Origin of the sequence: Flavobacterium sp. ENC (genome assembly GCF_020991415.1) — a bacterium.
Classification (GTDB): Bacteria; Bacteroidota; Bacteroidia; order Flavobacteriales; family Flavobacteriaceae; genus Flavobacterium.
Map to the genome: position 1 here is coordinate 455,418 of NZ_JAJMOY010000001.1, position 13,197 is coordinate 468,614.

General features: G+C 34.6%; 12 protein-coding genes. 7 read left to right on the top strand and 5 right to left on the bottom strand.

Annotated features, from left to right (window positions below):
• Nucleotides 1-172 precede the first annotated feature (172 nt).
• The 3 genes from LPB89_RS01825 to LPB89_RS01835 all read left to right on the top strand — a co-directional run bounded on the left by LPB89_RS01825 (nt 173) and on the right by LPB89_RS01835 (nt 2,109).
• Nucleotides 173-748, top strand: coding sequence for a 30S ribosomal protein S16 (locus tag LPB89_RS01825; protein WP_230700005.1), 576 nt, complete (start codon nt 173-175; stop codon nt 746-748).
• Between the two features lie 15 nt (nt 749-763).
• The gene (gene rimM / locus LPB89_RS01830) at nt 764-1,288 is read left to right on the top strand and encodes a ribosome maturation factor RimM (protein WP_127340642.1); all 525 of its coding nucleotides are present in this window, start codon (nt 764-766) and stop codon (nt 1,286-1,288) included.
• Between the two features lie 113 nt (nt 1,289-1,401).
• The gene (locus LPB89_RS01835; protein ID WP_230700006.1) at nt 1,402-2,109 is read left to right on the top strand and encodes a tRNA1(Val) (adenine(37)-N6)-methyltransferase; all 708 of its coding nucleotides are present in this window, start codon (nt 1,402-1,404) and stop codon (nt 2,107-2,109) included.
• Nucleotides 2,110-2,156: 47 nt separating this feature from the next.
• On the opposite strand, the gene LPB89_RS01840 is transcribed toward LPB89_RS01835, so the two are convergent.
• The 4 genes from LPB89_RS01840 to LPB89_RS01855 all read right to left on the bottom strand — a co-directional run bounded on the left by LPB89_RS01840 (nt 2,157) and on the right by LPB89_RS01855 (nt 8,574).
• Complete coding sequence (locus LPB89_RS01840) at nt 2,157-2,336, bottom strand: hypothetical protein (protein ID WP_230700007.1); 180 nt, start codon at nt 2,334-2,336, stop codon at nt 2,157-2,159.
• Nucleotides 2,337-2,756: 420 nt separating this feature from the next.
• Nucleotides 2,757-4,052: an HlyD family secretion protein gene (locus LPB89_RS01845; RefSeq protein WP_230700008.1), complete on the bottom strand. Its 1,296-nt coding sequence runs from the start codon at nt 4,050-4,052 to the stop codon at nt 2,757-2,759.
• 2 nt (nt 4,053-4,054) lie between these two features.
• Complete coding sequence (locus LPB89_RS01850; protein WP_230700009.1) at nt 4,055-6,247, bottom strand: peptidase domain-containing ABC transporter; 2,193 nt, start codon at nt 6,245-6,247, stop codon at nt 4,055-4,057.
• Nucleotides 6,248-7,014: 767 nt separating this feature from the next.
• Nucleotides 7,015-8,574 carry a vitamin K epoxide reductase family protein gene (locus LPB89_RS01855; protein ID WP_230700010.1) on the bottom strand — a complete coding sequence of 520 codons (1,560 nt, stop codon included), beginning with the start codon at nt 8,572-8,574 and terminating at the stop codon, nt 7,015-7,017.
• A gap of 259 nt (nt 8,575-8,833) precedes the next feature.
• Here LPB89_RS01855 and LPB89_RS01860 point away from each other — a divergent pair, with 259 nt between their 5' ends.
• Both LPB89_RS01860 and LPB89_RS01865 read left to right on the top strand, forming a co-directional pair.
• Nucleotides 8,834-8,980 carry an rSAM-modified peptide gene (locus LPB89_RS01860; protein WP_230700011.1) on the top strand — a complete coding sequence of 49 codons (147 nt, stop codon included), beginning with the start codon at nt 8,834-8,836 and terminating at the stop codon, nt 8,978-8,980.
• 46 nt (nt 8,981-9,026) lie between these two features.
• Entirely contained in the window at nt 9,027-9,194 is a 168-nt protein-coding gene (locus LPB89_RS01865) for an rSAM-modified peptide (protein ID WP_230700012.1), read from the top strand.
• Between the two features lie 29 nt (nt 9,195-9,223).
• Here the strand turns inward: LPB89_RS01865 and LPB89_RS01870 are convergent, their stop codons facing one another.
• A complete protein-coding gene (locus LPB89_RS01870) occupies nt 9,224-10,969 on the bottom strand; it encodes a helix-turn-helix domain-containing protein (protein WP_230700013.1) in 1,746 nt (581 codons plus the stop codon).
• Nucleotides 10,970-11,134: 165 nt separating this feature from the next.
• Between LPB89_RS01870 and LPB89_RS01875 the strand changes: the two genes are divergently transcribed.
• Together LPB89_RS01875 and LPB89_RS01880 are read left to right on the top strand one after the other, a co-directional pair.
• Nucleotides 11,135-12,316: an acyl-CoA dehydrogenase family protein gene (locus tag LPB89_RS01875; RefSeq protein ID WP_127340632.1), complete on the top strand. Its 1,182-nt coding sequence runs from the start codon at nt 11,135-11,137 to the stop codon at nt 12,314-12,316.
• Between the two features lie 86 nt (nt 12,317-12,402).
• On the top strand, nt 12,403-13,185 hold the full coding sequence (locus tag LPB89_RS01880; protein ID WP_230700014.1) for a DUF3050 domain-containing protein: 783 nt from the start codon (nt 12,403-12,405) through the stop codon (nt 13,183-13,185).
• The last annotated feature ends 12 nt before the right edge of the window (nt 13,186-13,197 follow it).

Genomic DNA, 13,197 nt, shown 5'->3' on the forward strand with positions numbered 1-13,197 from the left:
TATTTCATTTGAGAGAAATAATTAAAAAACAAATCGGAAAAACAATAAAAATCAGGAATAATTTACTCTAAGGACATTTAATACCATTTTGAACGTACAATTCAGAAAAAAATTATATCTTTGCGCCCTTAATTAACAGAGGTCGAGTACCTCAAAATTTAATCATACGATTATGTCAGTAAAAATTAGATTACAAAGACACGGTAAAAAAGGAAAACCTTTTTACTGGGTTGTAGCTGCAGATGCACGCTCAAAAAGAGACGGTAAATATTTAGAGAAAATCGGTACTTACAATCCAAACACAAACCCGGCAACTATCGACTTAAACCTTGATAGTGCAGTTAAATGGTTACACAATGGTGCACAACCAACTGATACTGCCAGAGCAATTCTTTCTTACAAAGGTGCTTTATTGAAACACCACCTTGATGGAGGTATTCGTAAAGGTGCTTTAACTCAAGAGCAAGCTGATACTAAATTAGCTGCCTGGTTAGATGCTAAAGCTGGAAAAGTTGATGCTAAAAAAGACGGTTTAACAAAAGCGCAAGCTGATGCTAAAGCTAAAGCTTTTAAAGCAGAACAAGAAGTTAACGCTAAACGTTTAGCTGCTGCAGCTCAGGCTGAAGCTGATGCTATCGCTGCTGCAACTCCTGCAGTTGAAGAAGAAGAAGTTGCTGAAGTAGAAGCAGAAGCTGCTACTGAAGAAGCTCCTGCTGCTGAAGAAAATAACGAAACAACTGAAGCATAATTTTAGTTAGCGATAATGCGTAAAGAAGATTGTTTTTATTTAGGTAAAATCGCTAAAAAATTTAGTTTCAAAGGAGAAGTTCTGGCTTATTTAGACACGGACGAACCTGAGTTATACGAAAATCTGGAATCAGTGTTTGTTGAATGCAACAAACATCTGGTTCCTTTTTTTATTGAAAAAAGTTCCTTGCATAAAAACGATTTTCTCAGAATCCGTTTTGAAGACATGAACACCGAAGAAGATGCAGATGCCATCATGGGAAATGCCATCTATCTTCCTTTAAATATGCTGCCAAAACTTACAGGCAACAAATTTTATTTCCACGAAGTAATCGGTTTTGAAATCGAAGACCAGCGTTTAGGCGTATTTGGAAAAATTGCTGCCGTAAACGATACTACTGCACAGCCCCTTTTTGAAGTTTTAAACGGCGAGGTTGAAATGCTGATTCCGATGATTGATCACTTTTTAGTGAAAATTGATCGTGATAATAAAAAGGTTATCATGAACCTTCCGGAAGGATTGGTTGAGATGTACCTTTAATTAGATTTATTCAGACTTCTTAGATTGTTGGATTTTTAGATTTACTCTCAAAACAGTCTTTGTCTCTATTATTAAGTTTCTACCTAAATCATTACCATTAAATCTCAAACCTGATGTTTAAATTCAAGCAATTCGCTATCCAACAAGATAAAACCGCTATGAAGGTCGGAACCGATGGTGTTTTATTAGGTGCCTGGGCTCCAATAGACCACAATCCTTTTAGCGTTTTAGATATTGGTGCCGGAACGGGAATCATTGCTCTGATGCTTGCTCAGCGAACCCATGCGGAGCAAATTGATGCTTTGGAAATTGATGAAGATGCTTACGAACAAGCTGTCGAAAATTTTGAAAGTTCTCCCTGGGGCGATCGTCTATTCTGCTATCATGCAGGTTTGGATGAATTTATTGAAGAACCTGAAGATGAATACGACTTAATCGTTTCGAACCCTCCTTTCTATTCTGAAGATTATAAATCTGAAAATGAACAGCGTGATCTGGCCCGTTTTCAGGACGCTATGCCTTTTGAAGAATTAGTAGAAGCTGCAGATCTGCTGCTTTCTGAAAATGGAATTTTCGCCTTAATTCTTCCCTACAAAGAAGAAGAAAATTTTATCGCCCTGGCTAAAGAATCAGAGTTGTACCCTTTAAAAATTACACGCGTAAAAGGAACTCCGACCTCAAATATCAAACGTAGTTTACTGGCTTTTAGCAGAAACGAAAAAGCAGCAATTGAAACCGATGAATTAATTATCGAAATCGAAAGACACGATTACACTTCTGAATATAAGGAACTGACTAAGGATTTTTATTTAAAATTTTAATTGTGATAGAGAGAAAGCCAAGCTCCCTCTCTATACTTATGATGTGATTATTTTTGACAACACCAGCTTCCGGGATATTGCACCGGATAGACTCCTCCACAAGTTGGACTTGGATTCACACAATAGCCTGTTTTTTCAGAATAGCTCCAGTCTCCTCCTTTTATTAATTTCTGTTCTTTTTCAGTTAACTCTTTAACCCCGTTTAAGTTTAAAACTTTTTTTAACATAATTTAAAAATTTATAGATTTGTTAATAACTCAATCATTTTAAGACACTTGAGCCTTATGCCTACTCTTGCGCAAGAATATTTTAATTCATTTAGAATTATATAAAAAAGAGCCATTCAACGGGGGAGTTGAAAATCTAAATGACATACATATTTAATATACCGAATAACTGATTCTAACCGTTTGTAAAATCTGAACACAGGAATATATATAAATAAGTTGCGACCTAATCAATCTAAAGAGATGATTATGTAAAACTAACCTTATAAAGATAAATATTGATCTGTGAAAATGAAGGAAATAAAAGGTTAATTAAAAACATTTTCGCACTATTTTGTGAAATTAAAACCTAACAGGCAGTACTTTAGCAAAGCGTGAGGCATTCCTAATAAACACTGTAAGATGCAAACCTTTGTGGTATTAAACCTGCTCAAAAATATTTTTAAACTGATATAAAATTCTTTCGAGCAATCGCAAATCCTCGGTTACGATTTCGGCACTGCCTTTCATTTCCTGCTGGAATATGATTTGTTTTTTATAAGAAGTCTCCAATCCGTTTGGCAAGGCAACGTCCAGCAATAAATTGCCGTCTTTATCGGGAACCAGAGAAATGTTCTGAATTTTACCGTATAAAACCCCGAATTCACGATCGGGAAAATTAGCCAGTCTGATATTTACTCTCTGCCCTACTTTTATTTTTCCGGAATTCAGCGCCGGTGCTTTTACTTTACCAATAAATCCATTTTTAGCATCGGGGATTATTGAAAAAACATTGTCTCCCGAATTGATGGTTTGATTTTCTGTCCAGACCTGCAAGAAAGTAACAACACCACTAATCGATGATTTTAAGGCATAGGTCAGTTCCCAGTCTTTTATCACCTTTTTTAACTGATAAAAAGACTGCGCCATATTTCTTCCCAAATTAACCTCTTCCTTAGTGCTGTTTATATGAGAATTCTGACTTGATTTCGTATTATCGATCAATGATGACCTTAATTGGGAAATAGACGACAACAGACTTCTGTAGTTCTTCTGCGCCTGCAGGTAATTTAGTTTTTTTGCTTCCATTTCCTGAGTGGAAACGATTCCTTTATTAAACAATGTTTCAAAACGGGAAACTTCATTCTTCTGAAGCTGTAATTCGCTTTCATTAATGACTTTTTGCTGCTGCAAAATTTCCAAACGCTCCTTAATCTGAATGTTTTCTGAACTCTGCGCCCTGTTTTCCACTTCAAAGGGCTGCAGATTTTTATTTAATTCCTGTGCCTGGTAATCTTTTTGAAAAACAGCATAAGCACTTTCAATTTCTCCCAACTGCGCATTTTTCAGTAAACCAAATGGAAAATCTTTTTTTGAATCATTAATACTATAACCTTCCACTATACTTTTCAATAAAAAGACATCTTTATAACTCGCGGTATTTTCTATAATAGCCAGGGTCGTATTTTTTTTAATAACCGATTTATCTTTAACCAGTATTGCTTCTATACGCCCGGATGTTTTAGAAACTATTTTCTCCGGAGGAATATTGGTTGTAATAACAATTTCGGTATTTACAACATCCGGGTATTTAATAAACCAGGACACGAAAAACAGTAGAAAAAGGATGGCAAATATCAGGACCGTCCCCCAACGTATCATCCAATGTGGTACTTTGGTGAGGATATCCTGAACTTCTTCACTTCTTAATTCGAATGTATTATGATCTTCTGCCATGATTAATTCCCTAATTGCAATTGATTTCGAACCAATTCAAAATAATTCCCTTTTTGTTCTACTAAAGCCGAATGACTTCCAATTTCAATAATTTTTCCTTTATCTAAAACCACAATCTGATCCGCATTCATTACGGTACTTAACCGGTGGGCAATTACAACTACTGTTTTATCTTTGAAAAAGATATCCAGCTTCCGCATAATTTCTTTTTCATTGTTAGCATCCAGGGCAGAAGTGGCTTCGTCAAAAAACAGAATTTCCGGATTTTTGTAAACGGCCCTTGCAATGAGGAGCCGTTGTTTCTGGCCTGTGCTCATCCCTAATCCTTCAGCCCCTATTTTTGTGTTGTAGCCCAGTGGCAAACTGCTTATGTATTCCTTTATATTAGCCACATCGGCTGCATAAACCAATCGTTCCTTATTAACCCTGTCAACGCCAATGGCAATATTATTTGCAATAGTGTCACTAAAAATAAAACCTTCCTGCATAACAGCACCAATATTAGCTCTCCAGGCTTTTTGAGAAATATTTTTCAGCTGCAGGCTGCCAATTGTTACCTCTCCTTTTTCAGGTTCATAAAATTTCAGCAGTAATTTCATCAGGGTTGTTTTCCCGCTTCCGCTAACACCGACAATGGCTGTAACCTTATTGGCCGGAATTACTAAGCTAAGATCATCCAATACGGGGATATCAGATCCCAAATAGCGGTACGATACGTTTTTTATCTCCAGATCAGCATTAAAAGGAACTTCAGTAGTCTGCTGTGCTTCCTGCTGGGTTTCATCTTCCTTGTTATGGATTTCAGATAATCTTGCCAGTGAAATTTTAGCATCCTGAAGTTCACGGACAAACTCGATAAGCTGTGTAATCGGACCGTTTAAACTGCCTACAATTGAACTTATCGCAAGCATCATACCCAGTGTAATAGAACCGTCAATAACCAATTTTGCGGATAAGAAGATGATAAAAATATTTTTAAGCTCATTTATTACAGAGGAGCCAATCGTCTGCGTTTGTTCTAAAACCAGTCCTTTTATGGAAACCCTGAATAATCTGGCCTGCACATACTCCCAACCCCAGCGCTTTTGCTTCTCGGCATTATGAAGTTTTATTTCCTGCATACCGTTAATGAGCTCCATTACTTTACTTTGTTCCTGCGATACTTCGGCAAAACGTTTGTAATCCAGAATTTCTCTTCGTTTTAGGAATAAAGTGATCCACACAAAATAAAGAACACTTCCCGCAAAAAACACAAAAAAGATCTTGAGATTAAAGTAAGCCAGAACTCCCCCCATAACAAACATATTGATTACGGAAAACAATACATTTAATGACGAAGTAGTCAGGATTCGCTCTATTCTTCGGTGATCGTTTATACGCTGCATTATATCTCCGGTCATACGAACATCAAAAAAGGAAATCGGCAGGTTCATTAGTTTGATAAAGAAGTCTGAAATCAACGAAATATTTATCCGCGTCGAAAGATGGAGTAATATCCAGCTCCGGATGAGTTCTAAACCTATTCTTCCGGCAAAAAGAAACAATTGCGCAAAAAGAATAAGATATATAAAATGAATGTTTTGATTTTGAATTCCAATATCAACAATACTCTGGGTTAGAAAAGGAAAAATCAATTGCAGCAAACTGCTCGCCAGTAGGCCTACACTTAACTGAATCAAAAATGATTTATAGCGTAAAACATATTGTGATAATAATCCGAATCCGAAACTATTATTTTCCTCTTTATCAAAATCGGTCTGGAAGAATTTCGGAGTTGCTTCTATCAGCAGTGCAATTCCTTCGGGAGTAGATTCGTCGGCATTGTTCCCTATCCAGAATTTAATAAAATCTTCTTTATTATATTCAATTAAACCAAAAGCGGGATCAGAAATATAATAAATACCCCGCTTTATTTTGTAAAGCACTACATAATGATTCTGATTCCAATGTAAGACACACGGTAAAGGGGCTTCTTCCAGCCTTTCCGGGCTTAACTTAACACCCAAGGTCCTAAAACCAATTTTCTCAGCTGCATCGCTTAGAAAAAGCAAATTACTTCCTTCACGAGTTGTTTCACTATGATCTCTCAACTCCTGAATATGGATTGTTTTGCCGTAATGTTTTGCAATAATCTTTAAACATGTCGGACCACAATCTTTAAAATCTGCTTGTTTGTAATTGGTGAATTTTTTCAATTCTGAATTGATTTTATGTAATAACAATATTATACAAAAATTCTTAAAAAAAGAACATTATAACCTGAATATATCAGATTAAAAATTTAATTCAATAATTTTTTAAGGATGTGACAAAAATAAATCAACTGGCTATATATCAATTAATTAAGATTTACTACGTTCTGTTTTTACTGCAAGTAACAAAGCTAATTGAAGTTTTTACTATTTTAGTTCAATAGTATCCAAATCTACAAGGTTCACATTTAACCCGGTTCATATTTGTATAAAAAAAAACAGAGGGAATTAACTTCCCTCTGTCAGATCTTTATAATAATAATTTTAGTAACTAATTTCTCTAGGAGATGGTACACTGGTTAGTCCTAACCAAATAAAACCAACCAAGTGACCAATTATCCTGAGAATCCCAACACCAATCATCAATGTGGGGATATTTGCCCAATGTTCCACGATCGAGCGCCTACAAATTCAAAAAAAACATGACTAAATTTTAAATAAGGCTTTATTTTTATTCTAGTTTCTAAAACTGGAAAATCAAATTATGGACGTATGCAACGCCACGAATCGTATTCACAAATCGATCCCTTAGGACACGTTGCGTCTTCGTAACAGGCAAGACCTCCTTTTATTACTTTTTTCTCTTCCTTAGTAAGCTCTTTAGCTCCTTCAAGGTTTAATATTTTTTTTAACATAACTTAAGTTTTTGTGAGTTATACTTCAGCTACTTAGAGACATCGAAGCTCATGTCTGTATTTTTATTACTTTATTTATGCTATTTTTTCTAAAACTTCTATTTCTTTTTCTTCTACAAAATCATTTAAAAAATATTTCAATTCGCTTAGCTCATATTCATTGGGAAATATTTTCTCATTGACAATCTTAACAGGTGTATAATTAAAATTATTTTTAGAACACCATTCATATTGTTTTTGTATTTCCTGGTTTATCAACATGCTTACAGGTTCTGTATGCCATTTTTTCAACCATTTTTTAAGCCCTGTTTTTTTAATATGCCAATCTGAGATTGCTTCTACGGTTTTCCCCGGCGTTGCCCTGTTTATGGTTAAAAGCCGCTCCACAACAATCTTATAAGGATTATCTATATTTTCCGGATTAACATTAAACAATACATTTAGAAATATCTTGTCCGGAAATCTTAATACCAGATCAAATGCTTCCTGAAATGTTTTGTGACAATGTCCGCAACTTGGACTTATAATCACAGATAACTTTATTGCTGCGTTTCTGTTTCCAAAATTCAATCCTCTTAAATCCTCAAATCCTGCAGTGTATGGCACTTTTTTGGATAAAAAATTCAACAAAGAGAAATTTCTTTTAAACTTTTTCAACTCTTTCAAATCGCTATCCACATTTAGTATATTCTTAATAATGGGTTTTAAAGCCATCCATAATGTTACTAAAAAGACTAATGAGAATAAGAACGGAAAAACATTACCTACACTAAAACTCAGTGTAAAAAAATCGGATGCAAACCAAATAACACTTTGTAACAAAATCAGAGATGAAACCGCAAGGCACATCACACACCATTTTTGAATTTCAAATTTCTGTATCCATATTGATGTAACAACAACCGGAATTGCAAGTAAACTTAGAAAACCAATAAAAATGGCTGATTCTGCGGGCTTAAGCAGGATTGCCAAAAAAGCTGAACTGAAAAACAGCAAAGGCAAATCTGAAAAGCCAACCCATTTTCTATTTGAACCATCAAAATTAAGAACGGAATTACAAGAAGTATTAGGAGTAAGATTACAAATCTTTGAAATAAGACTATTTTTTAAACCCAATTTTTCCTGAACAATTAAAATACTTACGATTAATCCTAAAAGCGATGTAATTAAAAATACAGCACTGAAAAAATTATAATTATTATAGAAAAAGGAAAATCCAACTAAAAGAAATAAAGGAACGTAATACTTTACGTTTTTATATTGATCCTGCAATCCGTCTCTTCCTACTATGTTGTTTGGCTCAATCGCTACAATAACACCGTTCCAGTCTAAAAGAAAACTATCATACGATATTTTCTGGTTTCCGTTTTTTATAGTTTCGATACGAACATAATCTTTTGTTCTTTGAACCAAAGTCAGCTCTTCTTTAAAATAAGCCAAAAAATTAGATGGTAAATTCTCGATCTGTTCTTTCGAAACACGTACTGCAGCATTCTCCACGGACAACAAATCCAACGAATCTGTTATCGCAAACAAGCTTGGATAATTTGGGTGAGAAAGAAACAAATCTTTGAACTCATTTTTGATCTCCGAGTACTTGTTAATTAGAAGAAATTTCTGAACCAGTTTTAACATCTTTTGGTGGCATTTAAATCATAACTACGATGCAAATATTGTAGTTTTTATTTGAAAAAAATGCCTTTGTATGTACTTTTTATTAATTATAGCACATACAATTTATAAATTATACCAGTCTGAATAAAACACTTAAACAACTGTATTACAATAAATTAAACTAAATTTACATGTCATAAAATCTCAAAAAGCCCATTCTCGATTAAGGGTTTTGCTTTTTGTCTAGTTTTGAAAAAGTTAAACCATAACACTCAAAAACATGACAAAAAAAAAATTAAAATTCGAAGATTTTGAAGTAGAAAAATTATCTGAAAATCAGCAAAAAAATGTACTTGGGGGAAATATTCCTGAGGAAGAAAAAGATCCGGTTCGGGGTCCGGGAGGTAATGGAAATGGAAATGGATAAATTAAAATTAAACCGATAAAATGAATAACTTTAATAAATGAATATTATGAAAATTAAAAAGTTAAAATTCGAAGATTTCAAAACTGAAAAAATAAATAAAGACCAACAAAAAATGGTACGGGGCGGTGATCCGACTGGCGGAGAAGATCCAATAGACGGAAAAGATCCTATCAGAGGAGGAGGAGGTACCGGCAACGGAAATGGAAACGGCTAAGGTCTCCTGAAAGAATTATTGAAAAATAATTAAATATTATTCGCAAACTGAGCTGGAGATACTCCAGTTCTTTTGCGAAATGATTTCGCAAAAGATACTGCATTTTTAAACCCTACACTTTCTGCAATAGCCTGGGTAGAGTATTTGCGATACATATGATTCGTAATCATCTCATTGATTACGTAATTAATTTTAAGCTCATTAGAATATTCGCCAAACGATTTTCCAAATCTCTTATTTACTACATACGACAAATACGTCGTGTTCGTTTTTATCTTTTTGGCTACATAAGACAAGGTAAAATCAGCATTTAAGTATTCCAGTTTGTTTTCTAATGCCAGTAGCTTTTCAACGATTTTATTCTCTTTAGCCTCGTCAATACTCAGATTCGCATTTTCTTTCTTCAGTAATACATCTTCCTCCTGCTCCACTGCAGCAATCTGGACCTGGGGATTTTCTTTTTTCTCCAGATTAGCTTTAAATTCTTCAATAAGTGCATTCATTTTTTTATGCGCCTTATTTTTATCCCTGATATTTTTAATCAGTAAAAAGACAATTCCAATAACCAGTAAAACATAGAAAACTTTGAGTGCTTTGTTCAATAAAACATCATTTTCATATTTTTTCTGAATACTGACCATCTCATTACTCAAATCACCCGTTCCCAATTTATAATTGACCTCTAAAGCCTCATTGTTTAATTTTGCTTCCGATTTCTCATAATTATCCAGGTAGATTTTGGAATGTTTGAAAGCCAGTTCAGGCTCTTTCTTTATATTATAAATTTTTGCCTGATAATAATTGGACTTTAAAAAACTTTCATCTTTCCTGTTATCCAGTGTCGAAACAGAATCTACCTTTTTGAAAAAAACCAGTGCTTTATCATACTTTTTTATTTCATAATACAGATTCCCCAAATTATAGGTGGCAATTTTATACTCTCTTTTAAAATTATTCTGCTGCGCAAAAAATATAATATTGTAATACGTTTTTTCCGCATTCTTAAAATCATTTTTCATATAATAAACATTCCCTAAACTTATTTTAGCGGAAATATTATTCATGGGTAAATTTTGGGAATAGGAAACTGTTTTCTGATAAAAATAAGCTGCCGAATCAAGTAATCGTATTTGATTCTGGTTTTTCATATACCAACTTTCATAAGACCCTGCCAGGGTAAGATTATTATTACTCTTTATCGTATGAAACTGGTCTTTGGTATAAAAGCTTTCATTTTTGTCTATGAACTCATTGATCTGTTTTAAGTTTTTTATCGCAAGCTGATAGTTACCAATCGCATCGTTAATAAAAGCGATATTGCTTTTGAATTTCACAATCTGGATAATATCTTCTATCTGAACAGAAATTTTCATCCCTTTCTGGTAATTCTCAAGGGCAGCACTATAATCGCCTTTAGCGGCATCTATTAATCCGCCATAATTGTACAAATAAGATTTAAGCTGAATTTTATCTCTGGATTCCGGCATTTTATCTAAATACTGAAATGCGAGTTTGTATTTTTCTGTGGATTTTGCGGTCTTGTCTTTTAATTGAAATAAATAAGCCAATGCAACATTTGCAAAGGCCATATGCTTATAATTGTCCGATTTGGCCATTTTATAAGCGTATACTTCAGCACTATCTCTATTTGCGTTAAGATTTAAACGTATTTTATCCTGCAAGAGCAAATATTCTTGTTCTGTTAACTCTTTCTTCTGTTGGGCAAAAGAATTATTCAGGACAAAAAAAAGTAAAAAAGAGATGATCAGCCTCATTTATTTTGTTTTTGGAACTCAAAAATAGTTTATAAATAACCAATAAACTAAAATTAATTCGTCTTATTCTTATTTATTTTTATTTGATGATGCTAAAATATAACAAATTACCTTTGTTTTGTTATATTTTTATTGCGTAAATTTGTTTTGTAAAACTAACTAAAGATGAAACCAGACTTATTTCAGGCCCCGGATTATTACAACCTTGACGATTTATTGACAGACGAGCACAAATTGGTTCGTGATTCAGCACGTGCATGGGTAAAAAGAGAAGTTTCTCCTATTATAGAAGAATATGCTCAAAAAGCAGAATTTCCTAAACAAATTATTAAAGGGCTTGGGGAAATTGGTGGTTTCGGACCTTATATTCCTGAAGAATATGGCGGTGCAGGATTAGACCAGATTTCGTACGGATTAATCATGCAGGAAATCGAGCGTGGTGATTCCGGTGTGCGATCTACTTCGTCTGTGCAGTCTTCCTTAGTAATGTACCCAATCTGGAAATACGGAAACGAAGAACAAAGAATGAAATACCTGCCAAAACTGGCAACCGGTGAATTTATGGGATGTTTTGGCCTTACAGAACCTGACCATGGTTCTGATCCGGGAAGTATGATTACCAATTTTAAAGATATGGGTGACCATTACCTTCTAAATGGTGCCAAAATGTGGATTTCGAATGCGCCATTTGCTGATATTGCAGTAGTATGGGCCAAAGATGAAACCGGCAGAATCCATGGTTTAATTGTAGAACGCGGTATGGAAGGTTTTTCTACTCCGGAAACACATAACAAGTGGTCTCTTCGTGCCTCCTCAACAGGAGAATTGATTTTTGACAATGTAAAAGTTCCCAAAGAAAACCTTTTACCGAATAAATCTGGTTTGGGTGCACCCCTTGGCTGTTTAGATTCAGCGAGATACGGAATCGCCTGGGGAGCAATCGGAGCTGCAATGGACTGTTACGATACAGCACTTCGTTATGCTAAAGAACGTATTCAGTTTGGAAAACCAATTGCAGGTACTCAGTTACAGCAAAAAAAATTAGCCGAAATGATTACCGAGATCACAAAAGCACAATTGCTAACCTGGCGTTTAGGCGTTTTAAGAAATGAAGGAAAAGCAACGACTGCACAGATTTCGATGGCCAAAAGAAATAATGTAGACATGGCTATTCATATCGCCCGTGAAGCCAGACAAATGCTTGGCGGAATGGGAATTACAGGCGAATATTCTATTATGCGTCACATGATGAATCTCGAAAGTGTGATTACTTATGAAGGCACACACGATATACATTTATTAATTACGGGAATGGATGTTACTGGAATTCCAGCATTTAAATCGTAATCAACTATTAAAATATATACAAAATCAATATAAAAAAGCTTCTTCTTACCGGGAAGCTTTTTATCTTTGCGTCAAAATTTACAAAAATGAATATTGAAAGTATAAATAATAGCATTCAACCCCAAAAAGATCAGCTTTTACAACATTCACTATATAATAAAATACAAAGTATAGAGGACTTACATAGTTTCCTGGAAAACCATGTTTTTGCTGTTTGGGATTTTATGTCATTATTAAAGGCATTGCAAGCTAAACTTACCTGTACTACAACCCCCTGGTTTGCAACAAAAAATCCGGAGACGAGATATTTAATCAACGAAATTGTCCTGGCCGAAGAAACCGATTTAACGATCGATGGAAGGAGACAAAGCCATTACGAGATGTATCTTGAAGCTATGGAGGATTGCGGAGCAGATACAAAGGGAATCAATACCTTTTTATCTGAAGTACATTCGCTTCACAATATTTTTGTTGCCATCAAACAAAGTGCGCTTCACGCTGATGTAAAATCCTTTTTAGATTTTACCTTCAGGGTTATCGAACAAGGGAAGCCACACGAAATTGCTGCTGCCTTTACTTTCGGAAGAGAAGACCTGATTCCGGGAATGTTTACTGAAATCCTGAAAAATTTCCAGAAAAACCTGCCTGAAACCGATTTAAGCAAATTGCTTTATTATTTTGAAAGACATATCGAACTTGATGCAGACGAACACGGACCAATGGCGATGCAAATGATTACGGATCTTTGCGAAGAAGATGCCCAAAAATGGAAAGAGGTTGAGGAAATTTCAATTTTAGCATTAGAAAAAAGAATTGGTCTCTGGAATGCCATTGAAGAAGAAATCCTGATGAAAGCAGAAATGGTGTAAAACCAAAAGTGC